General features: G+C 56.2%; 25 protein-coding genes and 1 pseudogene. 16 read left to right on the top strand and 10 right to left on the bottom strand.

The window, feature by feature from the left end; all coding sequences use genetic code 11:
* Positions 1-10: 10 nt before the first annotated feature.
* The 4 genes from arcC (at position 11) to ACQ3G7_RS08540 (ending at position 4,160) form a co-directional block, all read left to right on the top strand.
* Positions 11-922: a carbamate kinase gene (gene arcC, locus ACQ3G7_RS08555; RefSeq protein ID WP_263098260.1), complete on the top strand. Its 912-nt coding sequence runs from the start codon at positions 11-13 to the stop codon at positions 920-922.
* 197 nt (positions 923-1,119) lie between these two features.
* The gene (gene argF / locus ACQ3G7_RS08550; RefSeq protein ID WP_263098261.1) at positions 1,120-2,124 is read left to right on the top strand and encodes an ornithine carbamoyltransferase; all 1,005 of its coding nucleotides are present in this window, start codon (positions 1,120-1,122) and stop codon (positions 2,122-2,124) included.
* A 47-nt stretch (positions 2,125-2,171) separates the two neighbouring features.
* A complete protein-coding gene (locus ACQ3G7_RS08545) occupies positions 2,172-3,575 on the top strand; it encodes a YfcC family protein (protein ID WP_263098262.1) in 1,404 nt (467 codons plus the stop codon).
* A gap of 75 nt (positions 3,576-3,650) precedes the next feature.
* Positions 3,651-4,160, top strand: a complete 510-nt coding sequence (locus ACQ3G7_RS08540) for an arginine repressor (RefSeq protein ID WP_061498215.1) — start codon at positions 3,651-3,653, stop codon at positions 4,158-4,160.
* Here ACQ3G7_RS08540 and ACQ3G7_RS08535 read toward each other — a convergent pair.
* A complete protein-coding gene (locus ACQ3G7_RS08535; protein ID WP_088237430.1) occupies positions 4,134-4,250 on the bottom strand; it encodes a hypothetical protein in 117 nt (38 codons plus the stop codon). The genes ACQ3G7_RS08540 and ACQ3G7_RS08535 overlap by 27 nt on opposite strands.
* On the opposite strand from ACQ3G7_RS08535, the gene ACQ3G7_RS08530 reads away from it, so the two are divergent.
* The 4 genes from ACQ3G7_RS08530 to ridA all read left to right on the top strand — a co-directional run bounded on the left by ACQ3G7_RS08530 (position 4,230) and on the right by ridA (position 6,240).
* Positions 4,230-4,376, top strand: coding sequence for a pyrBI operon leader peptide (locus ACQ3G7_RS08530; RefSeq protein WP_263098263.1), 147 nt, complete (start codon positions 4,230-4,232; stop codon positions 4,374-4,376). The genes ACQ3G7_RS08535 and ACQ3G7_RS08530 overlap by 21 nt on opposite strands.
* The gene (pyrB, locus tag ACQ3G7_RS08525) at positions 4,369-5,304 is read left to right on the top strand and encodes an aspartate carbamoyltransferase (protein ID WP_430889514.1); all 936 of its coding nucleotides are present in this window, start codon (positions 4,369-4,371) and stop codon (positions 5,302-5,304) included. The genes ACQ3G7_RS08530 and pyrB overlap by 8 nt, the downstream gene beginning before the upstream one ends.
* Before the next feature lie 13 nt (positions 5,305-5,317).
* Entirely contained in the window at positions 5,318-5,779 is a 462-nt protein-coding gene (gene pyrI, locus ACQ3G7_RS08520; RefSeq protein ID WP_263098265.1) for an aspartate carbamoyltransferase regulatory subunit, read from the top strand.
* A gap of 74 nt (positions 5,780-5,853) precedes the next feature.
* Positions 5,854-6,240 carry a 2-iminobutanoate/2-iminopropanoate deaminase gene (gene ridA, locus ACQ3G7_RS08515; RefSeq protein WP_061498224.1) on the top strand — a complete coding sequence of 129 codons (387 nt, stop codon included), beginning with the start codon at positions 5,854-5,856 and terminating at the stop codon, positions 6,238-6,240.
* Positions 6,241-6,336: 96 nt separating this feature from the next.
* Here ridA and mgtA read toward each other — a convergent pair whose 3' ends face one another.
* On the bottom strand, positions 6,337-9,045 hold the full coding sequence (gene mgtA, locus ACQ3G7_RS08510; RefSeq protein ID WP_430889513.1) for a magnesium-translocating P-type ATPase: 2,709 nt from the start codon (positions 9,043-9,045) through the stop codon (positions 6,337-6,339).
* A gap of 35 nt (positions 9,046-9,080) precedes the next feature.
* Here mgtA and ACQ3G7_RS08505 point away from each other — a divergent pair, with 35 nt between their 5' ends.
* The 6 genes from ACQ3G7_RS08505 (at position 9,081) to nrdG (ending at position 16,786) form a co-directional block, all read left to right on the top strand.
* Positions 9,081-9,263, top strand: a complete 183-nt coding sequence (locus tag ACQ3G7_RS08505; protein ID WP_430889512.1) for a hypothetical protein — start codon at positions 9,081-9,083, stop codon at positions 9,261-9,263.
* 178 nt (positions 9,264-9,441) lie between these two features.
* Positions 9,442-10,389 carry a trehalose operon repressor TreR gene (gene treR / locus ACQ3G7_RS08500; RefSeq protein ID WP_430889511.1) on the top strand — a complete coding sequence of 316 codons (948 nt, stop codon included), beginning with the start codon at positions 9,442-9,444 and terminating at the stop codon, positions 10,387-10,389.
* 127 nt (positions 10,390-10,516) lie between these two features.
* A complete protein-coding gene (gene treB / locus ACQ3G7_RS08495) occupies positions 10,517-11,935 on the top strand; it encodes a PTS trehalose transporter subunit IIBC (protein ID WP_430889734.1) in 1,419 nt (472 codons plus the stop codon).
* A gap of 46 nt (positions 11,936-11,981) precedes the next feature.
* A complete protein-coding gene (treC, locus tag ACQ3G7_RS08490) occupies positions 11,982-13,637 on the top strand; it encodes an alpha,alpha-phosphotrehalase (RefSeq protein WP_430889510.1) in 1,656 nt (551 codons plus the stop codon).
* Between the two features lie 379 nt (positions 13,638-14,016).
* Positions 14,017-16,152: an anaerobic ribonucleoside-triphosphate reductase gene (gene nrdD / locus ACQ3G7_RS08485; protein ID WP_263098269.1), complete on the top strand. Its 2,136-nt coding sequence runs from the start codon at positions 14,017-14,019 to the stop codon at positions 16,150-16,152.
* A gap of 169 nt (positions 16,153-16,321) precedes the next feature.
* Complete coding sequence (gene nrdG / locus ACQ3G7_RS08480; RefSeq protein WP_263098270.1) at positions 16,322-16,786, top strand: anaerobic ribonucleoside-triphosphate reductase-activating protein; 465 nt, start codon at positions 16,322-16,324, stop codon at positions 16,784-16,786.
* A gap of 9 nt (positions 16,787-16,795) precedes the next feature.
* Here nrdG and ACQ3G7_RS08475 read toward each other — a convergent pair.
* A pseudogene (locus ACQ3G7_RS08475) lies at positions 16,796-16,891 on the bottom strand (type II toxin-antitoxin system mRNA interferase toxin, RelE/StbE family); the annotation flags it as partial.
* Between the two features lie 387 nt (positions 16,892-17,278).
* Between ACQ3G7_RS08475 and ACQ3G7_RS08470 the strand changes: the two are divergent.
* Both ACQ3G7_RS08470 and ACQ3G7_RS08465 read left to right on the top strand, forming a co-directional pair.
* Entirely contained in the window at positions 17,279-18,994 is a 1,716-nt protein-coding gene (locus ACQ3G7_RS08470) for a polysaccharide lyase family protein (protein ID WP_430889509.1), read from the top strand.
* An 88-nt stretch (positions 18,995-19,082) separates the two neighbouring features.
* A complete protein-coding gene (locus ACQ3G7_RS08465) occupies positions 19,083-19,826 on the top strand; it encodes an oligogalacturonate-specific porin KdgM family protein (RefSeq protein ID WP_430889508.1) in 744 nt (247 codons plus the stop codon).
* Between the two features lie 53 nt (positions 19,827-19,879).
* Here the strand turns inward: ACQ3G7_RS08465 and ACQ3G7_RS08460 are convergent, their stop codons facing one another.
* From ACQ3G7_RS08460 to ACQ3G7_RS08430, 7 genes are read right to left on the bottom strand one after another with little or no spacing between them, the layout of a single operon-like run.
* Positions 19,880-21,790 (bottom strand): BglG family transcription antiterminator, encoded by a 1,911-nt coding sequence (locus tag ACQ3G7_RS08460; RefSeq protein ID WP_430889507.1) that lies wholly within the window; start codon positions 21,788-21,790, stop codon positions 19,880-19,882.
* Between the two features lie 50 nt (positions 21,791-21,840).
* Positions 21,841-22,578, bottom strand: coding sequence for a 2-dehydro-3-deoxy-phosphogluconate aldolase (gene dagF, locus ACQ3G7_RS08455; RefSeq protein WP_430889506.1), 738 nt, complete (start codon positions 22,576-22,578; stop codon positions 21,841-21,843).
* On the bottom strand, positions 22,575-23,693 hold the full coding sequence (locus ACQ3G7_RS08450; RefSeq protein WP_430889505.1) for a DgaE family pyridoxal phosphate-dependent ammonia lyase: 1,119 nt from the start codon (positions 23,691-23,693) through the stop codon (positions 22,575-22,577). The genes dagF and ACQ3G7_RS08450 overlap by 4 nt, the downstream gene beginning before the upstream one ends.
* A complete protein-coding gene (locus tag ACQ3G7_RS08445) occupies positions 23,677-24,810 on the bottom strand; it encodes an amidohydrolase/deacetylase family metallohydrolase (RefSeq protein WP_430889504.1) in 1,134 nt (377 codons plus the stop codon). The genes ACQ3G7_RS08450 and ACQ3G7_RS08445 overlap by 17 nt, the downstream gene beginning before the upstream one ends.
* Before the next feature lie 42 nt (positions 24,811-24,852).
* Positions 24,853-25,494, bottom strand: a complete 642-nt coding sequence (locus tag ACQ3G7_RS08440) for a DUF4310 family protein (protein WP_061498282.1) — start codon at positions 25,492-25,494, stop codon at positions 24,853-24,855.
* A 9-nt stretch (positions 25,495-25,503) separates the two neighbouring features.
* Entirely contained in the window at positions 25,504-26,280 is a 777-nt protein-coding gene (locus ACQ3G7_RS08435; protein WP_061498284.1) for a DUF4311 domain-containing protein, read from the bottom strand.
* 50 nt (positions 26,281-26,330) lie between these two features.
* Positions 26,331-26,627 carry a DUF4312 family protein gene (locus ACQ3G7_RS08430; protein WP_263098278.1) on the bottom strand — a complete coding sequence of 99 codons (297 nt, stop codon included), beginning with the start codon at positions 26,625-26,627 and terminating at the stop codon, positions 26,331-26,333.
* Positions 26,628-26,629 lie beyond the last annotated feature (2 nt).

Here is a 26,629-nt window from a genome sequence, read left to right as displayed (position 1 = left end):
AGGAGCAAACATGAAAAGGAAACCCACACTGGTTGTCGCCCTTGGCGGCAATGCCCTGCTCAAACGCGGCGAACCGCTGGAAGCTGATATCCAGCGCCAGAATATCGATCTGGCTGCGCGCACCATTGCCGCGCTCACGGAACAGTGGAACGTGGTGCTGGTCCACGGCAACGGGCCGCAGGTCGGCCTGCTGGCGTTGCAGAACAGCGCCTACGACAAAGTCGCCCCCTACCCGCTCGACATCCTCGGCGCGGAAAGCCAGGGGATGATCGGCTACATGCTGCAACAGGCGTTGAAAAACCGCTTACCCCAGCGCGAAGTCAGCGTCCTGCTCACGCAGGTGGAAGTGGACGCGGCCGATCCCGCTTTCCGCCATCCGACCAAGTATATCGGCCCGGTCTACAACGACGCGCAGGCTGCCGCTCTGCAACAGGAAAAAGGCTGGGTCTTTAAGGCTGATGGCCACTACGTCCGCCGCGTCGTCCCTTCTCCGCAGCCCAAACGCATTGTCGAGAGCGACGCGATTGCCGCGCTGATCCAGCGCGAGCATCTGGTGATTTGCAATGGCGGCGGCGGTGTACCGGTGGTGGAAAACGCCAACGGCTATCACGGCGTTGAAGCGGTCATCGATAAAGATCTCTCCGCTGCGCTGCTGGCCCGTCAGATAGAAGCCGACGCTTTGTTGATCCTCACCGATGCAGACGCCGTCTACCTCGACTGGGGCAAACCGACCCAGCGCCCGCTGGCGCAGATATCGCCGGAAGTCCTGCAAGGGCTGTCGTTTGACGCAGGGTCTATGGGGCCGAAAGTCGCCGCCTGCAGCCAGTTTGTTGAAGCCTGTAACGGTATTGCCGGGATCGGCGCGCTGGCGGATGGGTTGTCCATCCTCAGTGGGGACAAGGGCACGCTGATTCGTCACTGATTTTTCCCCTCACCCCGGCCCTCTCCCTAAGGGAGAGGGGGAAAACACAGCTCGCCTCACCTCGCCAAAAGGAAGAGGAAAACAGAGCTCGTCTCACCTCCCCATGGAGAAGAGGAAACGGGACCGGTCCCCTCTCCCCTCTGGGGAGAGGGTTAGGGTGAGGGGCAACAACGCTTTCATTTAACAAGGATCACCAAATGACTATCAACCTGAAAAACCGCAATTTTCTCAAACTGCTGGACTACACCCCGGCAGAAATCCAGCACCTGATCGATCTGGCCATCACGCTGAAAGCCGACAAAAAAGCCGGGCGCGAGAAGAAAACGCTGGTGGGCAAAAACATCGCGTTGATTTTTGAAAAAACCTCCACCCGCACCCGCTGCGCGTTTGAAGTCGGCGCTTTCGACCAGGGTGCGCAGGTGACATACCTCGGGCCAAGCGGTTCGCAAATTGGTCATAAAGAGTCGATGAAAGACACCGCGCGCGTGCTGGGCCGTATGTATGACGGCATCGAATACCGCGGTTATGGGCAGGATATCGTCGAGGAGCTGGGCCAGTACGCTGGCGTTCCGGTCTGGAACGGGCTGACCAACGAGTTTCACCCCACGCAGATCCTTGCGGATTTGATGACCATGCTGGAGCATGCGCCGGGGAAAACCCTGCCGGACCTGAGCTTTGCCTACCTGGGCGATGCACGCAATAACATGGGCAACTCGCTAATGGTGGGCGCGGCGAAAATGGGGATGGATATCCGTCTGGTCGCACCAAAATCATTCTGGCCGGAAGAGGCGCTGGTTGCCCGCTGTCGCGACATTGCCAAACAAACCGGAGCACGCATCACGCTCACCGATGATGTGGACGAAGGCGTACACGGCGTTGATTTCCTCTACACCGACGTGTGGGTGTCGATGGGCGAGCCGAAAGAAGCCTGGTCCGAACGCGTCAGCCTGATGAAACCCTATCAGGTTAATGCTGCGGTGGTGAAAGCCACGGGCAACCCGAACGTCAAATTCATGCACTGCCTGCCCGCCTTCCATAACGAGCACACCAAAGTCGGTAGCGAAATCGAGATGGCCTATGGCCTGAAAGGACTGGAAGTCACGGAAGAGGTCTTCGAATCCGCCAACTCTATCGTCTTTGACGAAGCAGAAAACCGTATGCACACCATTAAGGCGGTTATGGTGGCGACACTCGGCGACTAACGACTCCCCCGGCGTGCCGAGGGTGCGCCGGGGCAACGGAGAACATCATGGGCAAGTTCAAATTTCCTTCCGCTTACACCATTCTCTTTTTCCTGATCGCCGTGGTTGCCGCCCTGAGCTGGGTGATCCCTGCCGGGCAGTATCAAATGACGCTCAACCCGGCCTTAGGCAAAGAGGTGCCGATAGCTGGCACCTATGCCCACGTCGCCGCCCACCCGCAGGGGCTTATTTCGGTGATTATGGCCCCCATCAGCGGCCTGTACGATCCGGTGAGCGGCCAGGCGGGCGCCATTGATGTGGCGCTGTTTATTCTGATCATCGGCGGCTTTCTTGGCATCGTCACCAAAACCGGGGCGATCGACGCGGGTATTGAGCGCGTCACCACGCGGCTGCGCGGGCGGGAAGAGTGGATGATCCCGATCCTGATGGCGCTGTTTGCCGCGGGCGGCACCATTTATGGCATGGCGGAAGAGTCTCTGCCGTTTTACACCTTGCTGGTGCCGGTAATGCTGGCCGCCGGGTTCGATCCGCTGGTCGCCGCATCAACGATCCTGCTCGGCGCGGGGATCGGTACGCTCGGCTCCACCATCAACCCTTTCGCCACGGTGATCGCCGCCAACGCCGCCGGGATCCCCTTTACCCACGGTATTATTCTGCGCGCGGTTATGCTGGTGGTGGGCTGGATGATTTGCGTGGCGTGGGTGATGCATTACGCCCGCAAAGTGCGGGCCAACCCGGCGCTCTCGATCCTCGCAGATAAACAGCAAGAAGATCGTGCGTATTTTCTCGGCAATAAATCGGCGGAAACGCTGGCGTTTACCCCGGTGCGCAAAGCGATCTTGCTTATCTTTGTGGTGGCCTTTGCGGTCATGATTTATGGCGTGTCGGTGCGTGGTTGGTGGATGGCGGAAATCTCCGCGGTGTTTCTCGCCAGTGCCATTATCATCGGGCTTATCGCCAGAATGAGCGAAGAGGAACTGACCTCCACCTTTATCAACGGCGCGCGGGATCTGCTGGGTGTCGCACTGATTATCGGCATCGCACGCGGTATTGTGGTGATCATGGATAAGGGGATGATTACCCACACTATTTTGCACAGTGCCGAGGGTATGGTCAGTGGGTTATCCACCGTCGCGTTTATCAACGTGATGTACTGGCTGGAAGTGGTGCTGTCGTTCCTTGTGCCTTCTTCATCCGGGCTGGCGGTTCTGACGATGCCGATCATGGCGCCTCTCGCTGATTTCGCTAACGTCAACCGCGACCTGGTGGTGACGGCCTATCAATCTGCATCCGGCATCGTCAACCTGGTCACGCCCACCTCCGCGGTGGTGATGGGCGGTCTGGCGATTGCGCATGTTCCATATGTGCGTTACCTGAAGTGGGTGGCGCCGCTGCTGGCGATCCTGACTGTTCTGATCATGGCGGCGTTGAGCCTTGGAGCCCTGCTGTAAGGGTGGATAAATGCCGGATAACGCGTTGTTTATCCGGCTTACAGCAGGTTCGGCAACATCAATGGGAAAAATAACATGAACGAATATGGAGATTATTCTGCGAAAGAGCAGCTACAGCTGGAGGTGTGCCAGCGTCTGATTAGCGAGAAAAGCTACCTTTCCCAGGAGGAAATTCGCCGTGACCTTCAGTATCACGGCTTTGACAGTATCAGCCAGTCTACCGTTTCCCGCCTGCTGAAGTTGCTCGGCGTCATCAAAATTCGCAACGCCAAAGGACAAAAAATTTATTCGGTAAATCCGCAATCGCGCCCCGCGCCAGACGCCGCCCGTTCCATTTCTGAAATGGTGGTCAGCGTCGAACATAACAGCGAATTTATCCTTATCCACACTGCCGCCGGGTACGGCCGCGCGGTGGCGCGTATTCTGGATTATCACCAATTATCCGGGGTACTTGGCGTGGTGGCGGGAAGCAGTATTGTCTGGGTGGCACCGCGTGAGGTCGCACGCACTGCGCTGGTGCATAAACAGATTAAATATTTGCTTAAATCGCATGATTATTCATATAGAACCGTTTGCCATGGGTAAAATGTGCATCAATCGCTTGATTCGCAAAAACAGCTGCGTATAATCCGGGACAATTTGCCGGGAGGAAGTATGGTCCAGTGTGTACGACAGACTGTCTTACCGCGTCTGAAAAAGGGCGCAGGCCTGCCGTTTTCCTTTCCCGTTGCTAATCCTATTCACAGCCCCTCTATTGAGGGGCTTTTTTTTGCGCAGTCGTCAGGAGATAACCATGGCTAATCCGCTATATCAGAAACATATCATTTCCATAAACGATCTCAGCCGGGAAGAACTTGAACTGGTGCTCGCCACCGCCGCGCGACTGAAGGCAACCCCTCAGCCGGAGCTGCTGAAACACAAGGTGATCGCCAGTTGCTTCTTTGAAGCCTCCACCCGCACGCGTCTCTCGTTTGAAACCTCCATGCATCGACTTGGCGCGAGCGTGGTGGGCTTCTCAGACAGCAGCAACACATCGCTGGGGAAAAAAGGCGAAACGCTGGCCGACACCATTTCGGTCATCAGCACCTATGTTGATGCGATTGTGATGCGTCACCCGCAGGAGGGCGCCGCGCGACTGGCCACGGAGTTTTCCGGCGGTGTGCCGGTGCTGAATGCCGGCGACGGCGCTAACCAGCATCCGACGCAAACGCTGCTCGATCTGTTCACCATTCAGGAAACCCAGGGCCGACTGGAAAATATCAATATCGCTATGGTCGGCGACCTGAAATATGGCCGCACGGTGCACTCGCTGGCGCAGGCGCTGGCGAAGTTTAGCGGTAACCGTTTCTACTTTATCGCCCCGGACGCACTGGCCATGCCGCAGTACATCCTCGATATGCTTGATGAAAAAGGCATGGCCTGGAGCGTACACGCCAGCATCGAAGAGGTGATGGAGGAGGTCGACATTCTGTACATGACCCGCGTACAGAAAGAGCGCCTCGATCCCTCGGAATACGCCAACGTTAAAGCGCAATTCGTTCTGCGCGCCAGCGACCTGACCCGTGCACGCAGCAATATGAAAGTGCTGCACCCGCTGCCGCGCGTTGATGAAATCACCACCGATGTGGATAAAACGCCGCACGCCTGGTATTTCCAGCAGGCCGGTAACGGCATTTTCGCCCGCCAGGCGCTGCTGGCGCTGGTACTTAATCGCGATTTGGCTCTGTAAGGGGAACACGACAATGACACACGATAATAAACTGCAGGTCGAAGCGATCAAACGCGGCACCGTGATTGACCATATTCCGGCACGCGTCGGGTTTAAACTGCTGACGCTGTTCAAGCTGACGGAAACCGATCAGCGCATCACCATCGGTCTGAACCTGCCGTCCGGCGAGATGGGGCGTAAAGATTTGATCAAGATCGAGAACACCTTTCTGACCGCCGAGCAGGTCAACCAACTGGCATTGTATGCCCCGCATGCCACGGTAAACCGCATTGACGACTACGAAGTGGTGGGCAAATCACGTCCCAGTTTGCCTGAGCACATTGTTGGCGTGCTGGTCTGCCCGAACAGCAACTGCATCAGCCATGCTGAACCGGTGTCATCCAGCTTTGCGGTGAAACAGCGCGAAGACGATATCGCCCTGAAATGCAAATATTGTGAGAAAGAGTTCTCGCACCACGTGGTGCTGGCGAACTAATTGCGGTTGGTAAAGCCTCTCCCCCTCCCTATAATGTGGGGGAACCTCATCACCGTAGTCATTCAGGAACTATTATGACCAAAGTTATCGCGACGGAAAATGCACCAGCAGCTATCGGCCCTTACGTACAGGCTGTTGATCTTGGCAATATGCTCCTTACCTCCGGTCAGATCCCGGTCGACCCGAAAACCGGTAGCGTTCCGGACGACATTGCCGCGCAAGCGCGTCAGTCGCTGGACAACGTGAAAGCTATCGTGGAAGCGGCAGGTCTGAAAGTGGGCGACATCGTCAAGACCACCGTGTTTGTGAAAGATCTTAATGATTTCGCAACGGTTAACGCGACATACGAAGCGTTCTTTACCGAGCATAACGCAACGTTCCCGGCCCGCTCCTGCGTGGAAGTGGCGCGTCTGCCGAAAGATGTGAAAATCGAGATCGAAGCGATCGCGGTACGTCGCTAAGCGACTCGCGCTTACCCGGTAAAACGCCTGCATCAGGCTGGGTAAGCGCCGCAAAGATGCCTGATGGCGGTTCGCCATCAGGCTCACAACGTTTGACTACTGCCAGCCGTAGCGGCGGCTGTAGAACCCTTTCACCCACTGCGTCAGCGTCATGTAACCCGCCAGAATCGCCACCAGCCACGGGAAGTAGGAGAGCGGCAGCGCCTGTAATTGCAGGTAACCCGCCAGCGGCGAAAACGGCAGCGCAATCCCCACGCAAATCACCATCAGCGTCATCGCAATTAACGGCCAGGCCGCACGGCTCTGAATAAACGGCACGCGACGGGTGCGGATCATATGCACAATCAGCGTTTGCGACAGCAGGCCCACCACGAACCAGCCAGACTGGAACAGGGTTTGCGCTTCCGGCACATTGGCTTTAAAGACCCACCACATCAGGCAAAACGTCAGAATGTCGAAGATCGAGCTGATCGGGCCAAAGAAGATCATAAAACGCCCAAGATCGGCGGGATTCCAGCGTTGGGGTTTCTCGATCTGTTCGTCGTCAACGTTATCAAACGGGATCGCCACCTGTGACACATCGTACAGCAGGTTCTGGATCAGCAAGTGTAACGGCAGCATCGGCAGAAACGGCAGGAAAGCGCTCGCCACCAGCACGCTGAAGACGTTGCCGAAGTTAGAACTGGCCGTCATTTTGATGTATTTCAGCATATTGGCGAAGGTGCGACGCCCTTCAATGACGCCCTCTTCCAGCACCATCAAGCTCTTTTCCAGCAAGATGATATCGGCCGCTTCACGGGCGATATCCACCGCGCCATCTACGGAAATACCAATATCCGCCGCGCGCAGCGCCGGGGCGTCGTTAATACCGTCGCCCATAAAGCCCACCACATGCCCTTCACGCTTCAGCAGCGTGACGATACGCTCTTTGTGCATCGGCGTCAGACGGGCGAACAGCGTCGTGCGTTTCGCCAGTTGCGCCAGAGCATCGTCATCCAGGTGCTCAATCTCACTGCCGGTCACCGCATCACCGACCTCCAGCCCGACTTCGTGGCACACTTTCGCCGCCACCAGCTCGCTGTCGCCGGTGAGAATTTTGACAGTGATGCCGCTGGCTTTCAGCGCCTTTAGCGCGGGCGCCGTGGTCTCTTTCGGTGGATCAAGGAAAGCGATATACCCTTCGAGGATCAGATCCGACTCATCCGCACGCTGGTAATCACCGCTGCGCGCCGGAAGGTATTTCGTCGCCACCGCCACCACACGCAATCCCTGGCGATTCAGAGTGCTGGTCACACGTTCAATACGCCGCAGCATGGTCTCATCCAGCGGGAAGATCTCACCGTTAAAGCGCACCTGGGAGCAGACGCTGAGGATCTCAGCCAGCGCACCTTTGCAAATCAACTGATGCACATCGGCCTGCTGCGCCACCACCACCGACATCCGGCGACGTTCGAAATCAAAGGGGATTTCGTCCACTTTACGCCAGCTGGCGGCCAGCGTTTGTGCGGCATCCGCGTCCACACCTTCCAGCACGGCGGTATCCAGCAGATTTTTCAACCCGGTCTGGTAATGGCTGTTCAGCCACGCGCTGTGCAGCACCCGTTCGCTGCTTTTACCGCTGATATCCGTATGATTTTCCAGCACGATTTTATCCTGGGTCAGCGTGCCGGTTTTATCGGTACAGAGGATGTCCATCGCGCCGAAGTTCTGGATCGCATCCAGATGTTTGACGATCACTTTCTGTTTCGACAGTTTCACCGCGCCGCGCGCCAGCGTTGAGGTGACAATCATCGGCAGCATTTCCGGCGTCAGACCCACGGCAACGGACAAGGCAAACAGCGCGGCTTCCCACCAGTCGCCTTTGGTAAAGCCGTTGATCAGCAACACAATCGGCGTCATCACCATCATAAAGCGGATCAGCAGCATGCTGACGCGACCAATGCCTTTCTGGAAAGCGTTCGGCTCGCTCTCCTGCTCACTCACCCGCCCGGCCAGTTGCCCGAACCAGGTGTGACCGCCGGTGGCGATCACCATCGCCTGCGCCGTCCCGCTCACGACGTTAGTGCCCATAAAGCACAGCGTGTCGCATTCCAGCGGGTTCTGTTGCCCTTGCTGACGGGTCGCGGCCACTTTCTCTACCGGCAGAGATTCGCCGGTCAACGAAGCCTGCGCGACAAACAGATCCCGTGCCTGAATCACACGCAGATCGGCGGGGATCATGTCGCCTGCCGCCAGTTTTACGATATCGCCGGGCACCAGTTGATCGATCGGGATCTCGCACCAGCCGTTTTCGCCCTTCTCATTGACCACCCGCAATACCGTTGCGGTATTGCTCACCATCGCTTTCAACGCATCCGCGGCTTTGGTGGAGCGCGCCTCTTGCAGGAAATTCAGCAGCGTCGATATCGCCACCATCAATGCAATCACGCCAGCGGCAAACAGATCCTCCGAGGCATAGGAGATCACCCCCAGGCAGGTGAGCAGCAGGTTAAACGGGTTGCGATAGCACACCCACAGGTGCACCCACCAGGGCGACGGTTTCTGCGCCGGGATCAGGTTTTCGCCGTGCGTTTGCCGGGCCAGCTCGACTTCCTGCGGGTTCAGCCCTTCCGGGTGGCTGGCGAACGTTTGCCACAGCAGCGCCTGTTCCATGGTGGCGACATTCAGACAGCGTTCGCTCAACGAGGCGGGGATGTCGCCATGCGCAATGTGTTGTGCGCCCGGCAGCGGATCGCGCTGTACCAGGCGGCGGGGTAAATGGCGGTTCAGGCGAGCAAAAAGCTGCCGGGTAATGTTTTTCAGCATAACAGTGTCCTTGCCCCCGCATCACGCGGGTGCTTATGTTGCAGACACGAAAAACCGCGCCTGCAGGCGTTATCTGGTTGGCAGGGACAAAAAAGACGTCGCTGCCTTACGCATCCGGTAAGGCAGCAAAAGCAGGCTTACCGGTAGTTTCTCCGTCGCGGGAGAGGGGTGGGATCGGGATCCATCTGGCCTCCGGTAAGGTAGTGAAGAGCGAATGATTACAGTGCGGTATCATAGCGCAGCCGAATTAAACGAAACGTATACATACAACAATCCATATGACTAAAAGGCAGCGCCGCAGCCTGTAAACCAGACTTTGCTCATTGCCTATCGGTTGGAACCAGGACGAAACTCCTTTATTCTGCAAACCGCCTGAGAACGGAGAGGGATTAACGCATGCAAAACCGGCTGACCATTAAAGATATCGCGCGCTTAAGCGGGGTGGGTAAATCCACCGTCTCCCGCGTGCTGAATAATGAAAGCGGCGTGAGCCAGCGCACGCGCGAGCGGGTTGAAGCCGTCGTCAATCAGCATGGTTTTTCCCCTTCCCGTTCGGCGCGCGCCATGCGCGGACAGAGCGATAAAGTGGTGGCGATTATCGTCTCCCGCCTGGATTCCCTGTCAGAAAACCTTGCGGTACAGACCATGCTGCCGGCGTTCTACGAGCAGGGGTACGATCCAATCATGATGGAGAGCCAGTTCTCCCCGGAACTGGTGGAAGAGCATTTGCAGATGCTCAGCCGCCGCAATATCGACGGCGTGGTGCTGTTCGGTTTTACCGGCGTCACAGAGTCCCTGCTCGCCTCCTGGCAATCTTCGCTGGTGTTGCTGGCGCGCGATGCCGAGGGTTTTTCCTCTGTCTGTTATGACGATGAAGGCGCTATTCAGCTATTGATGGAGAACCTCTATGCGCAGGGGCATCGCCATATCAGCTTTATCGGCGTACCGCACAGCGACATCACCACCGGCAAACGCCGCCACGATGCTTACCTGGCGTTTTGTAAAACGCATCAGCTTGAGCCGCTGTCGGTGCTGCCAGGCCTTGCCATGAAGCAGGGTTACGAACATGTGGCGCAAGTGCTGACCGCACAGACCAGCGCCCTGCTCTGCGCGACCGATACCCTGGCGCTCGGCGCCAGCAAATATTTGCAGGAGCAGCGCATAGGCAACCTGCAACTCGCCAGCGTCGGTAATACGCCGCTCATGAAATTCCTGCACCCGGAGATTATCACCGTCGATCCCGGCTATGCCGAAGCCGGTCGGAAGGCTGCCGCACAGTTGATCGATCAAGTGAATGGCCGCGTTGATCCGCGGCAGATTGTGATCCCCGCCCACCTGGTTTGATCCCACCGCCCTACGGTTTATTGTGATCCTCGCCCAATTTCGGGAACGTTCCCATTTTCTATTTTTTTGCCTGCGGTTACGCTTTGCTCCGGTCATTACGCATCATTTCTCCCCCAGAGGCACCATGATGAGCAAAGTAAATCAAACGGACATCGAGCAGCTGATCGCGCTGGTCGGCGGACGGGAAAACATCGCCACCGTCAGCCACTGCATTACGCGGTTGCGCTTTGTATTGAACAACCCGGCGGCAGCCGATCCGAAGGCCATTGAGCAGTTACCGATGGTCAAAGGTTGCTTCACCAACGCCGGGCAATTCCAGGTGGTGATCGGCACCGACGTGGGCGACTACTACCAGGCGCTGCGCATCGCCACCGGGCTGGCCCACGCAGATAAAGAGCAGGCCAAACTGGCGGCGCGGCAGAATATGAAGTGGCACGAACGCCTGATCTCCCACTTCGCGGAGATCTTCTTTCCGCTGTTGCCTGCACTGATCAGCGGCGGTCTGATCCTTGGCTTCCGCAACGTAATCGGCGATGTGCCCATGAGCAACGGGCAAACGCTGGCGCAGATGTCTCCCGCGCTGAAGACGATTTATGACTTCCTGTGGTTGATTGGCGAGGCCATCTTCTTCTATCTGCCCGTGGGCATCTGCTGGTCGGCGGTACGCAAAATGGGCGGCACGCCAATCCTCGGCATCGTCCTGGGCGTAACGCTGGTTTCCCCGCAGTTAATGAACGCCTACCTGCTGGGTTCACAAGCGCCGGAAGTGTGGAACTTCGGCCTGTTTACCATCGCCAAAGTGGGTTATCAGGCGCAGGTGATCCCGGCATTGCTGGCCGGGCTGGCGCTGGGCGTGATTGAAACCCGCTTAAAACGTCTGGTGCCGGATTACCTCTATCTGGTGGTGGTGCCGGTCTGTTCGCTGATTCTGGCGGTCTTCCTGGCGCACGCCTTTATTGGCCCGTTTGGTCGCCTGATTGGCGATGGCGTAGCCTTTGCCGTGCGTCATCTGATGACCGGCAGTTTTGCGCCTATCGGCGCGGCGCTGTTCGGCTTCCTGTATGCGCCGCTGGTGATCACCGGTGTGCATCAGACCACGCTGGCAATCGATATGCAGATGATCCAGAGCATGGGCGGAACGCCAGTCTGGCCGCTGATCGCCCTCTCCAATATTGCGCAGGCCTCGGCGGTGGTCGGCATCATTATTTCCAGCCGTAAACAGAATGAACGTGAGATTTCCGTTCCTGCCGCCATCTCCGCCTATCTGGGAGTCACGGAACCGGCAATGTACGGCATCAACCTGAAATACCGCTTCCCGATGCTGTGCGCGATGATCGGCTCCGGCCTCGCCGGGCTGCTGTGCGGCCTGAACGGCGTGATGGCCAATGGCATCGGTGTCGGCGGCTTGCCGGGGATCCTCTCTATTCAGCCGGCATTCTGGCAGATCTTCGCCCTGGCGATGGCTATCGCAGTGGTGGTCCCCATGGCGCTGACCTCCTTTGTTTATCAGCGTAAGTTCCGTCACGGCACATTGCAGATTGTGTAATTTTTTGGGGCGCCGTTGCGCCCCTTCCTTTTCGCAGGACATTGTTATGAATACCCTTCCCCACTGGTGGCAAAACGGCGTTATCTATCAGATCTACCCCAAAAGCTTTCAGGACACGACCGGCAACGGCACCGGTGATTTGCGCGGCGTCATCACCCGGCTCGACTATCTGCAAACCCTCGGTGTGGACGCCATCTGGCTGACGCCGTTCTATATTTCGCCGCAGGTGGATAATGGTTATGACGTGGCGAATTACACCGCCATTGACCCTCTGTACGGCACGCTGGACGATTTTGACGAACTGGTGGCGCAGGCTCATCAACGCGGGATTCGTCTGGTGCTGGACATGGTGTTTAACCACACCTCAACGCAGCACGCCTGGTTTCAGGCGGCGCAGGATCCCGCGAGCCCTTACCGCTCTTTTTACATCTGGCGCGACGGCGAACCCCAAACGCCACCCAATAACTGGCGCTCTAAGTTCGGCGGCGGTGCATGGCGCTGGCACAGCCAAAGTGGTCAGTACTACCTGCACCTTTTTGCACCGGAACAGGCAGATCTCAACTGGGAAAACCCGGCAGTACGCGATGAACTGAAAAAAGTCTGTACTTTCTGGGCAGATCGCGGTGTTGACGGTTTACGTCTGGATGTGGTGAATCTGATCTCCAAAGCGCAGGATTTCCCCGACGATGAGAATGGCGATGGTCGCCGTTTTTATACCGATGGCCCGCGCGCTCACGCTTTTTTGCAGGAGATGAGCCGGGAGGTCTATCAGCCGCGCGCGCTGATGACGGTCGGGGAAATGTCCTCCACATCGCTGGAACATTGCCAGCGTTATGCGGCGCTGGATGGCAGTGAACTGTCGATGACCTTTAACTTTCATCATCTGAAAGTGGACTACCCCAACGGGGAAAAATGGATGCTGGCGCGCCCCGATTATGGCGCGCTGAAAGCCCTGTTCCGCCACTGGCAACAAGGAATGCATAACGTTGCGTGGAACGCGCTGTTCTGGTGTAACCACGATCAGCCGCGCATTGTGTCGCGCTTTGGTGATGAGGGCGCATTGCGCGTGCCCTCAGCAAAAATGCTGGCGATGGTGTTACACGGTATGCAAGGCACACCATATATCTACCAGGGTGAAGAGATTGGCATGACCAATCCGCACTTTTCCCGTATTACCGATTACCGCGATGTGGAAAGCCTGAATATGTTTGCCGGGCTGCGCACCGCCGGGCGTGAACCCGATGAATTGCTGGCGATACTCGCCAGTAAATCCCGCGACAACAGCCGCACGCCGATGCAGTGGACGGCCCGCAAAAACGCCGGCTTCACCACCGGCGATCCGTGGATCGGGCTTTGTGATAACTACCGGGAAATTAATGCGGAAAACGCCGTCGGCGATGCGGATTCGGTGTTTTATACCTATCAGACACTGATCCGTCTGCGCAAAACCCTGCCGTTGTTAACATGGGGAGATTATCAGGATCTCCTGCCTGCGCACGGGCATTTATGGTGTTATCGCCGCCAGTGGCAAGGGCAGACGCTGCTGGTCATCGCCAACCTCAGCAACGAATGCCAGCCATGGCGGCCCGGCGCCTTGCCAGGCGACTGGCAGGTGCTGCTGAGCAACTATGCCGAAACCGCTTCCCGCCCCGTCGACATGACCTTGCGGCCATTTGAAGCCGTATGGTGGCTGCAAGACTGATTTTCATCCTTTTGCACAGAAAAACAGCAGGGCATAAACCTGCTGTTTTTGTTGAATTTTTAGTCAAAATGAGAATCGGAAAATTTACACTCCGCCAGGTCGCCCGTCCTCTGCGCTATCAGATTTTTACTTTGTTCTGAGTCAATAAAAGCGTAAACATGTTTGATGCAAATCACTATATATAGAAATTAGAATGCACGCCGGCCCTATATGTTGTATTGATCGACTACGATCTACACAAGCATACCGCCTGAACAGCAATGCATGCTGTGGATAACGCGGGCCGAAACGGGACGAACCTATTGGTTTTGGTAATGAATAATCCGCCAGTCAGCGCGTCCTTTATTGTGGATAACCTGTTTTCTAAAATGGAGTGATCATGACACCGCATGTGATGAAACGAGATGGCTGTAAAGTGCCTTTCAAATCAGAGCGCATCAAAGAAGCGATTTTGCGTGCAGCTAAAGCAGCGGGAGTCGATGACGCAGACTATTGCGCCACCGTCGCAGAAGTTATCAGCAACCAGATGCAGGGCCGCTCGCAGGTTGATATCAGCGAGATTCAGACCGCCGTCGAAAACCAGCTTATGTCCGGGCCGCATAAACAACTGGCGCGCGCCTATATTGAATACCGCCATGACCGCGATATTGCGCGGGAAAAACGCGGTCGCCTGAACCAGGATATTCGCGGTCTGGTTGAGCAGACCAACTCGGCACTGCTCAACGAGAACGCCAACAAAGACAGTAAAGTGATCCCCACCCAGCGCGATCTGCTGGCGGGTATCGTTGCCAAACACTACGCCCGTCAGCATCTGCTGCCGCGTGATGTGGTGCTGGCGCACGAGCGCGGCGAGATCCACTATCACGATCTCGATTACTCCCCATTCTTCCCGATGTTTAACTGCATGCTGATCGATCTGAAAGGCATGCTGACGCACGGGTTTAAAATGGGTAACGCTGAAATCGAGCCGCCAAAATCAATTTCCACCGCCACCGCCGTGACCGCACAGATCATCGCGCAGGTCGCCAGTCACATTTATGGCGGCACCACCATTAACCGTATTGATGAAGTACTGGCGCCGTTCGTGACCGCCAGTTTCGAAAAACATCGCAAAGTGGCGACCGAATGGAATATTCCGGATGCCGATGGCTACGCCCACAGCCGCACTGAAAAAGAGTGCTACGATGCCTTCCAGTCGCTGGAATACGAAGTCAACACGCTGCATACCGCCAACGGCCAGACGCCGTTCGTGACCTTCGGTTTTGGTCTTGGCACCAGTTGGGAGTCACGCCTGATCCAGCAATCAATTCTGCGCAATCGTATTGCCGGTCTGGGTAAAAACCGCAAAACCGCTGTGTTCCCGAAACTGGTTTTTGCGATTCGCGATGGCCTGAACCACAAGTTTGACGATCCGAACTACGACATCAAACAGCTCGCGCTGGAGTGTGCCAGCAAACGCATGTATCCGGACATCCTGAACTACGATCAGGTGGTCAAAGTCACGGGCTCGTTCAAAACCCCGATGGGCTGCCGCAGCTTCCTCGGCGTGTATGAAGAGAACGGCGAGCAGATCCACGACGGGCGTAATAACCTGGGCGTAATCAGCCTTAACCTGCCGCGCATTGCGCTGGAAGCGAAAGGCAATGAAGAGGCGTTCTGGAAACTGCTGGACAGCCGTCTGCAGTTGGCGCGCAAAGCGCTGATGACGCGTATCGCCCGCCTGGAAGGCGTGAAAGCGCGCGTGGCGCCCATCCTCTATATGGAAGGCGCCTGTGGCGTACGTCTGAAAGCGGATGACGACATTGCGTCTATTTTCAAAAATGGTCGCGCCTCCATCTCGCTGGGCTATATCGGGATTCACGAAACCATTAACGCGCTGTCGGGTAATAAACATATTTACGACAGTGAAGCCCTGCGTGCGAAAGGCGTGGCGATTGTTGAACGCCTGCGCAAAGCGGTGGATGAGTGGAAAGAAGAGACGGGTTACGGCTTTAGCCTGTACAGCACGCCGAGCGAAAACCTGTGCGACCGTTTCTGCCGTATCGATACCGCCGAATTTGGCGTGGTGGATGGCGTAACGGACAAAGGTTACTACACCAACAGTTTCCATCTCGACGTCGAGAAAAAGGTTAACCCGTACGACAAAATCGATTTTGAAGCGCCGTACCCGCCGTTGGCCAGCGGGGGCTTCATTTGCTATGGCGAATACCCGAACATTCAGCACAACCTGCGGGCGCTGGAAGATGTCTGGGATTACAGTTACCAGCATGTACCGTATTACGGCACCAACACGCCGATCGATGAATGTTACGAGTGCGGTTTTACCGGTGAGTTTGAGTGCACCAGCAAAGGCTTCACCTGCCCGAAATGCGGCAACCACGATGCCGCCCGCGTGTCGGTGACCCGTCGTGTATGCGGTTATCTTGGCAGCCCGGACGCACGTCCGTTTAACGCCGGGAAGCAGGAAGAAGTGAAACGCCGCGTCAAACACCTCGGCAACGGGCAGATTGGCTAACGTCTATTTGCCCGATGGCACTGCGCTATCAATCTGCTATGTATCCGCAACGCAATTGACGTCAGAACAAGGCGGCAATTGCGTGTGTCCCGGCGAGCCTATATCAGTAAGTGACCCGGGTGCACGAGCGTAGCCAACACGGCTACAGCGCCAAATGCGACGAGGAAACATGAATTATCACCAATACTACCCAGTCGACATTGTGAACGGCCCCGGCACCCGCTGCACGCTGTTCGTCTCCGGCTGCGTGCATGAATGCCCCGGCTGTTACAACAAAAGCACCTGGCGGCTGAACTCCGGCGTGCCGTTCACGGCTGAAATGGAAGAGCGCATTATCGCGGATCTCAACGACACCCGCGTTAAACGCCAGGGGATTTCACTCTCCGGCGGCGATCCACTGCACCCGCAAAACGTACCGGATATTTTAAAACTGGTCACCCGCATTCGCGCCGAATGCCCCGGTAAGGATATCTGGGTCTGGACAGGCTACAAGATCGACGAACTCGACGCCGCACAGCGTGAAGTGGTCGCACTGATCAACGTGCTGGTGGACGGCAAATTTGTCCAGGATCTGAAAGACCCGATGCTGATCTGGCGCGGCAGCAGCAACCAGGTCGTGCATCACTTGCGCTAAACAGCGCGGCAGCCGTTCAGTGGCATCCCGGTAAGCGGCCGCGTTTTCTCGTTTGCCCACAGCCACAACAAAAACCGTCGCCGGGTTGTCCCTGACCGGGTATATTCCCCTGGCATTACATGCATTTTTGGATAACAGCTCACACGTTCATCAAAAGCACGATCCTCCAATAATTAGCCACTTAATTATTACTTCCTGTTTCTATTTATAAAACCAATCATTCACGCTTTCATGTAAAATTAAAACGTTATTTCACTTTTAAATGTCTTATTTTTAATTTTAGATAAGGATCGCACCTATCTTCATCTGGTTGCCAGCGAAGCGGCAAGCGTGGCAGTAAGGCAAAGGTGGTTGAAAAAACATCGGATTACTCTCCTCAAGTATTTTAAACCACCCACAAAATAACGTCAGACAGGTTTTACGCCACACAACCCTACATTTAATAAAACCATTAGCCCTGTGGAAACAGGGTGCTGGAACAGGAACACAAACATGCCTATTCGTTATGAAACTGCCGCTTTACTGTTATTTTCTGCCTGTAGTTACAGCAATACCGATTTACCCGTATCGCTGACCGTATCAGGAATGAATGCCACGCTGGATAATGGATTACTGCACGTCGAATTTAAAGATGACGCCAGCGCCGTTGCCATCGTTAAAGACGGCATTAATCTGACGACATCACTGTCTGGCGCACAACGCGATCCCAGTAAAAACCGCAGCGCTTACCTCGACTTTTATTCGAAAGGGGTGAAAGATTTTCTTCCTGAACGGCTGGAAATAATCCGCAACGATAAAGAGATTGCGCATATCGCCTGGATTGATGACAAAAAAAGCTTACTGCGCCTGGAATACCACTTAATTATGCGAAAAGGCGTCAGCGGTTTTTACAGTTATGTGGTCGCGGAAAATACCGGGAAAGAGACGGTGACAGTCAGTGAATTACGCAATGTGTATCGTTTCAACCCGCACCTGCTCGACCATATTTCTAACGGTGAACGGGAAGGCCGCCCTTATTTGTATGCCGATCTTGAGAAAATGCCAAAAGTGCAGGATGAAACCTGGCGACTGCCAAACGGCGAAGTCTATACAAAATATGATTTTGCCGGTTATCAGCGCGGCAGCGCATTCTGGGGCGTATACGGAAAAAACAGGGGCGCATGGCTGATCCCCGGTAGCGGTGAATACTTCTCCGGCGATGCTCTGAAGCAAGATTTAATGGTCCATCAGGACGCTATCATCCTGAACTACATGACCGGCGCACATATGGGAACACCGGATATGCAGGCACAACCCGGCTGGAAAAAACTGTATGGGCCATGGCTGCTGTATATCAACCAGGGCAGTAGCGAGCAGATGCTCGCCGACGCCCGCCAGCAAGCCGTTACCGAGCGGGCGAACTGGCCCTATCAATGGGTTGGAGATGCGCGTTATGCCGACAAACGTACCCAGGTCAACGGTCATATCGCGACAGATCAACCGGTTACCGTCGTGCTCTCCTCATCGCTGGATGAACCTTTTGATGTGCAAACCCGCGGTTACCTCTTCACGGCCACCACTGACCGCCAGGGCGCATTTCACCTCGATAATGTGATCCCCGGCCATTACCAACTTGCGGTATATGCCAACGCCGGAACACAGCCTGGCGTGCTGGCACAGCAACAGGTAGAGATCAGCGGGGAGAAACAGACGCTGCACGACATCACGCTGCCTCCCGCGCCGAAAGTGGTATGGGCGATAGGCCAGGCCGACCGCCAGGCACGCGAATTCCGCTTCGGCAGTGAGGCGCGGGGTTACCACTGGCAGCAGGATGTCCCGGCGAATCTGGTATTTGATATTGGCCACAGCGACTACAGCCGCGACTGGTATTACGCCCAGACGCAACCCGGACACTGGGATATCCGTTTTGCTATGACTCCCAATAAACCCAGCTATACGCTGAACATTGCCCTTGCCGCCGCCAGCAACAGTGGGATGGGCGCGGCAAACAGCGCGCCGTCGCTCACGGTGAATGTTAACGGCAAGGTGCTGGATACGCTGAAGTACGCTAACGATAAAACCCTCTATCGCGGTGCGCTGCGTAACGGGCAATATCACCTTGCAACGCTTCCGATCAGCGCCGATCTGTTACGCAAAGGTAATAATCAGATTTCGCTGCAACTGAATGGCGGCAGCGTGATGTATGACGTCATAACCCTGAGCGAATAAGCATTTTTATTTCTTAACCGTATTGTGGTGAAAACCACAATACGGGCGTCTGCCCCTTGCCAATTAAAAAGTGAAAAGGTTTTTAATAATGAACAAGAAAATTATCAATACGCTCTGCATCCCGCTTTCGTTATTCTCCGTTGGCTATGCGAGTGCCGCCGACGTGGTATTAAGCAACGTCAGCATGGATTATCGCCACGAATATCGCCTGCGTGATCGCACGCATTACGATAAATTAACGCTGGCGACGCAACTTCCTTATGACTACTCTTTTGCAGTCGAAACAAAATTTAAAACCGGTGGTTCTGACGTAAAAGACAAATATTATGAAGACCCGGTATTAAACGCGGTCGAAATGACACTGGCGAAAAAATACCGTTTTGGTAACTGGACCGTATCACCGCTTTTCCAGCCAGAATTTAACTCCACGCGTACCGAGTGGAAAGTCGGCGTATCACCGTGGTATAAAATTAATGATAGCTGGTCGGTTGGCGGTCTTTATCGTCTCGAATTAACCGATTATGCTCACGACAACAGCGGGTGCGCGAATTGCAGCACGAACCGGCACCGTACCGTTAATCGGGTGGATGGCTACCTGCGTTATAATGTGGCGAATCTGACCACCACCTATAAATTGATTTATCAGTTGGGTGATGAAAATCTCTACGCGAATAAAAAATATAATTATGAGCAGGAATTACAGTTTAACTACGCGTTAGGCGATAAAAGAGAGTGGAGCCCTTATATTAGCTTCGGCGATATTAACCGCTCATCAAAATCCAGCGAGCGCCAGTTACGTTTACGCGCCGGTATCGCTTATACCTTTAAATAAACCCGCCCGCGACGATGGAAGAGTATTGCGGTCTCTTCCATCCCCGACAGGCACTAAAAACGGCTGAGCGATTCCATCGCCACGCTTTTGAAGGTGGCAAAGTCTGCGCAGGTGCAAAGCCTGGCGGTGGCGCGTTCACGCAGGAAAGTGACGAAAATATCGTAGATCGCCATCGCCTCTTCGTACTCGCTTTTGCTGATCGCCAGTAAAAAAATGACATGCGCGGTGTCGTCTCCCCAGCGGATCCCCTGCGGGGCCAGCACAGTATAGACCACGGTTTTTTTCGCCAGCAGCCCAAGGGCGTGCGGTAAAGCAATGCCTTCCCCCAGCAGGGTGCTGACAATCGCTTCACGCTCGATGACCGAGTCGAGAAATTCTGCGTCGACAAAACCTTCATCGCGCAGTTGGTCACACAGGGTGGTAAACAGCGTTTGCTGATCCATCTCACCGTCGATAATGCGGAAATGGAGCGCATCAAAATACTTTTCCAGCATCCACGGGCGCGTTCTGTCCACCAGCACCAGTTTGCCGATCTGCTCCAGTTGGTAGTCGCTGGGGAACGGCGCAATGGTGACCACCGGCTTATCTTTTTCGCTGACCCGCGCGGTGGAAATCACAAAATCTTCGGCAATACTGGCGCACTGCTCGTAATCACGCAGCGTCACGGTGCGGGTGACCACAATCTGCGGGTATTTCCGCGCCAGCACAGCTTCAATCATGCGCGCCATCGCATTTCCGGCATCACACACCAGTAACACCTGCGGTTGCCGCTGGTAACCAATGTTGTAGTGACGCTCCAGCCCCACGCCAATGTGCAGCACCAGAAAACCGATCTCATTTTCGCTGATCACATACGGTGTGTATTTCCCCCAACTGGAGACCGCCGCCAGCGTCATGTCCCAGGCCATGGGGTAGTGCTGCTTGATGTTATCCAGCAGCGGGTTCGGGATCATGATTTGGTAGCGCACGCGGGTGATCATAGTTTTGATATGCGTCAGCAGGTCTGCACGCAGTTGCGTGTCGTTTTGCAGGTTGTAGTTATAGTGGCTATTGATATAGCCAAGAATGTAGTTGACCAGCGTTTCATCATCATCGGCGCTGATGGCGCTGGGTGCGAGTTCCTGAACGCGACGCCCGGCGATATGGACCCGCAGCCAGTGCTCTTCCGCCGCCGCCAGCGGTTTCCCCGCCAGTTGTTGCAATGCGGCTGAGATATCCCGCGCGGCGTCGCGCACGTTCTCATCGCCATCGTCGGCAGTAAATTCCGACAGCGGATAGCCCTCGCTGATGCGGCGTACGGCGACCGCGCAATACAAGCGGATAAACAGATCGCCCTCATCAGTCAGGCGAATGTGATAACGACTAAAGCAGTCGTGCAGAACAGACGCCAGCGCTTCCGGCACGCCCGGATTGAGCGCATCTTCCGTGATCAGCGGGTTCTGTGCATTCTGTTGCGCCAGCTCCCACAGCAGATCCGTCAGGCAGGCGCGCAGCGCCATTTCACTGCCAAACAGCTTCATACCATGGCGCGGGCGGGTTTCCAGCGTCAGGCGATAGCGGGAAAACCACTCGCGCACTTCCGTCATGTCGTTTTGCAGCGTGGCGCGGCTGACAAACCATTCGTCCGCCAGATCTTCCAGTTTGAGGGAAAACGCGGAGGTGAGAAAACGCACCACCAGATAGTGCACCCGCTCCGGAGCACTGCGCGGAATCCGTAGCGCACGCGGGCGCGTGGCCTGCAAAGAGTGGTACAGCGAGGCATCGTCGATTTTCAGTTGATAACCGCTGCCACGGTTCAAAATAAACTGCGCGCCGTGGCGTGCCAGCAGCGCGTTTAATGCGGTGATATCCGCCCGGACGGTGCGCGTGGAGACCGACAGCCGCTGCGCCAGCTCGTCCTGTGGCAGCGTCTCGTTTTGCAGCATAGTAAACAGCTGCGCTAAACGTTGGTTCGGAAATCGCACGTCGTTGTCCTCGTCATCATTTTCTGCCAGCCAGCGACAGGCCCGGCCCGTTAAACCCGCGCCTTTGTGATGGCCAGTAGCTGGCGCACATCTGCCGGGCGGGTATCACCACTCACCTTATCAATAATAGAGCTATAAATATGCGGAATGATTTTGCTGACCCCCGCATCCAGCGCGATTTGCAGGATCTCACCGAAATTATCCAAATCGATACCGCCGGTCGGCTCCAGCCAGAAATCGTAACGCGCGCAGGCTTCGGCTACCGCCTGATACTCATCACGGCACGTCAGACCGCCCATCGGGAAGTATTTAATCGAGCTGCCGCCCATATCTTTTAACAGTGCAATCGCGGTCTCAACTGACACAACGCCGTCCGCAGCCTGGCTGCTGAGCGGGCCAGTGGAGATTTTCACCAGCCCTGGCGTTCCCGTTGGCGAGACCAGACCGTTCACCACCGTCTCACGCTGCCCCAGCAGCGCCCGGCTGGTTGCCACGCCGGTAAAGACCTGATTCACGTGCTGCGGTTGCACCTCGCGGGCGATGGCACTGACCATGGCAGACTGGTTCGGATCGCCCGCGCCCAGGCCAACAGAGAGCGCGTTATCAATGCGCGCCGCATAGCCGCGCATATCGGCGACCGCCGTTGCCACGTCCGGGTAGTTTTTTGACAGTACGCCCACCAGCACATGGCCTTCTGCCGCCTCGTAAATGGTACTGGCATTCTCTTTACTGCCTGCCAGCACATTCAGACATACACGGTCACGGTAAAAATTGGGGGTCAGTTTCATGGGCGTTGCTCCTTGTTCAGTTCTTCGGCGATGCGGCGATACACCACCGCCAGTTGGTCGGCGGTTACGCTACGAACATCGGCTTCGATAATGCCTTCATTGGCTTTATAGCCACGGAAGTAAATGGCGTACTCCCCCTGTTTCAGGGCGCTGACTAAATCACCCGTGGCGATACCGGTCACCGCTTCGTCAAACTTGATTTCGCTGCGGGCAATGTCGCGCCCGGCGCTATCCCATACCACGCGCGCGCTGACGCCCGGCAGCGTATTAAGCTGGTCGATAAACGGCGTCATTTTGGCGACCATTTCCGCCCCGCTCTCTTTCCGGGCGCTAAGATAATGTTCAATGGCGCAGGTCAGCCCAAGAATGCCCTCTTTGCCCACTTTCATCGCCCGACCAATGCCCGCCGTCTGGCGTTTGACCCACTCGACGTACTGCGTTTTGCCGATCACCAGCCCGCTGGTTGGCCCTTCGATCGCCTTCGCGCCGCTGTAGATAACCAGATCGGCGCCAGCACGGTAGTAACACTGCAAATCCTCTTCCGCCGCCGCATCAACAATCAGCGGCAGATCGTGTTTACGCGCGACCACGACAGCCTGCTCAACGCTGAGCATGCTTTTCTGTACGCAGTGATGGGACTTGATATAGAGGATCGCCGCGGTGCGCGGGGAGATCGCCGCCGCCAGTTGATCGGCGGAGCATTCGTTGGCGTAACCGGCTTCCACGACCTTGCCGCCGCCCAGCGCCACCATCGTGCCGACCGGTGCGCCAAAGTTAACGTTGTGGCCGCGCGGCAGCACGATTTCGTTGTTCTCAATCACCGTGCTGTGCAGGTTTTCCAGCAGCCAGTCGCTCTCTTTCACCAGTACGGCGGCCACCGACTGTGCAATACCGGCAGACGCGCAAGAGACCACGGTCGCGCCCTCAACCTCCAGCAGATTCGCGATGTACTCCCCGGTCTTGTTCACCAAATCTTTCATTTCGAAGTAGTGATTCATGCCGCTTAAGACCGCCTCAACCACTTCCGGGCGCGGGGTGGAGACGCCAAGCGCCGTCATGCGCCCGGAGGCATTAATCACCTGTTTTAACTGGTACTTATCATAAATCGAAGGCATATTCCGCACTCCCCTGTTCGGTCATATAGCCGTGGCCTGCGCGAATGGCGGCCAGCGGCGTGATTAACTGTTCAGCCTGTAAGCTTTCGTGTTCCGCATCGGTAAACAGCACCGGCTGGCGCTTCAGGTCGAAAATGGTCAGATCGGCGTCATAACCGACCGCCAGTCGCCCTTTCTGTTTCAGGCGCAGGCCCTCGGCAGCGTGGTCGGTCACGCAGGCAATCACCTGCGGCAGCGACAGGCCAATGGCGAGAAATTTGGACATCACGTTCGCCAGCGAGCGCACCGGACCGTCAATGCGGTTGCGGCAGTAGATGTCGGAACTGATGGTCTGCGGCAAAATGCCCAAACCTATTGCGTGTTTTGCCACCGCAAAGCTAAAACTGGCGCTGCCGTGCCCGGCATCCAGCCGCACACCACGGCGAAGCGCGCGGGCAACGGACGCGCGCAACTCCCCGCCGGGGGTCAGAATGCGGTTCGGTTTGCCGTTGTAGCAGTGGGTGATGATGTCGCCGGAGGTGAGCAGATCGGCAATCTCGTCGAGGTTCGGCGGATTGTTGCCGATATGCACCATCAGCGGTAAATCACCGTTCTCTTTTTGTATCGCTTTCGCGCGTTCCAACGGTGTAATGCCGTTGTCACCCACCACGCTGCTGCTCATCCGCGCTTTCAGGCCAACGATAAAATCCGGGTGGCGTTGCACCGCATCACGTACGGCGCTGGCATCGATATTATTCAGGTTCGCCAGTTCATTTTGTGCAATCAGTCCCACGCGGGAGATATTCAACAGCGCATAGACTTCCGTGGTTGCCTGGCGGGTGAGGGCATAAAAATCGTCAATATCATCCGCACCGGTGCTGCCCGCATCGATCACCGTGGTGACCCCGGTTGCGATCCCGACGCTGTCGGGCTGATCGTGATAGATCGGCGAATTCGGGTAGCAGTGGACGTGGGAGTCGATCCACCCGGCGCTGACATAATGTTCACCGTGTAAATCAACAGATTTCACCGCCGGGCCGCTGATATCGCCCAACGCGGCGATTTTACCCGCGCTGATGGCGATATCCGTCACCGTATCGTCAACCAGACGCGCCCGGCGCAGGAGTAAATCAAACATGCGTATCTCCAGAAGTAACGGGCGCCGTAGCGCCCGCGGGTATCAGAGGGCCACCGGGAAGATGGCGCCCAGCAACATCGCACCCAGGATTGCGCCCCCGGTGATCGGCTTTTGCCAGAGGTAAAACAGCAGTGCGCCCACCAGTGAACCGATGCCAATAGGGATCGAGGCCGTCATGGCGCTGAGAATAATCAATGGGCCAAGGAAGCGACCCGACGCGTTACCCGCCCCCATCATCACGTCTGCGCCGTAGGTGGAGTCGCTCTGGTTAATGGTGAACTTACGCGCCAGGATAATCAGGTAACCAATCAACACGCCAATCACCAGACCGGTTGCCAGCGAGGCAACAAAGTTCGCCACCGGGAAGACAAAGCCCGCGCCAAGCAGCAGTGCCGGAACACCCAGCCCGACACCGGTCTGGATCGCGCCGCCGATATCCAGAATCCCCACCAGCGAACCTTCAATAATGCGCGCGAACAGGAAGCTGGCGCCAAACGCCGCCACCGCGCCGTATACGCCGGTGTCCATGCCGGATCGCAGCATCGAGACAAACGCCACTTCGTTGAACGCACCAATGCCGTACAGGTAGTACATATGTGTCCCGGCGAAGACGCCGGATGAGAGCAGGCCGACGAAAATCGGGAATGACCAGTCGGCGTACCAAAAGCCTTTATTCTGTTCCATCGTCTTTCCTTATTTGCCGCTGAGCGAATTGTGGATGAGCTCCAGCCAGTTCGGCGCGCTCAGGTGGAAGGACTCGATCATTTTCAGATCGAAGCCGCGGAAGAAACCGCTCAGGACAAACAGGGCGACAATCGCGGTCATCATCACTTTGGTGACGCGGTTCCAGCCGCTCTCTTCCACGCCTTTACCGATCAGAATGCCCAGCACCAGACCCGGTACGGCGTTGCCCATGATTAACTGCGCCGCGCCGCCAAAAACGGTGGCCCAGAAGCCGGATTTTTTACCCGCGTCGATGGCCGCCAGCCAGAAGATCACCGGCATCACGGTATTCACCAGTAAGTTTGCCGCCGGTACCAGCACTTTCACCGCCGTGACTTGCAGCGCTGCCGGCACGGAAGAGGCCGTCAGGTTGAGGAAGGTGACCACCACCATGCCGATCAGCCCACAGGCAATGGCCATCTTTTTCGGATCGTGCAGGGTTTCGCCGACGTTACGGTTTTTCACCATCAGCGCCGCCGCGCCCCAGTTGGGAATAATGCGGTGGTCAACGTCCTGGGTAAATGAACCCGCGGCAACGGATGACGCCCAGGCGTTAAAGAAGAACCCTAAGCCAAAGGAGAAGTGCGATGCCGGATCCCCTTCACAGGAGTTCAGTTCTCCCAAAGTACGAAATGCGCCCATTCCCTGAGTGGTCGGCGCATGGAACATGCGTGCAGCCCCGGCTCCCACACCGACGCCGACCAGGCCGCCGATGATGAGCGATTTTATTAGTATGATTAAGAACATCAGTCTGCCCTCTTCTACCCGGTGGAACGGACTCACGGGTATGCATTGAGTTATTTCGCGACGAAATCCACTTTATCGAGATTGATGGCGGTCACGTTGACGGTCACATCCAGCTCCACGCTGTAGGTGCGTCTTTCCCGACGCAGGAAGAGGAACAAAAAGGCCTCTTTCCGCGTCGTTTCCTGCGCATGAACAACCTGCACATCCTGTGGCTCAATACGCAGTAAAATATGCGGCGACGCTTTCATCACCGCGGCCTGAACGTGGTTCAGCGCATCGGCGAAGGCGCGGGTTTTCGCATCGCCCTTGCCGTTAACCCTGACCGTAGTGGTGAACTGTTCTTTCATGG

The sequence above is a fragment of the Kosakonia sp. N21 genome (genome assembly GCF_050587465.1).
Lineage (GTDB): Bacteria > Pseudomonadota > Gammaproteobacteria > Enterobacterales > Enterobacteriaceae.
This window is presented reverse-complemented; position numbering and strand designations above follow the sequence as displayed.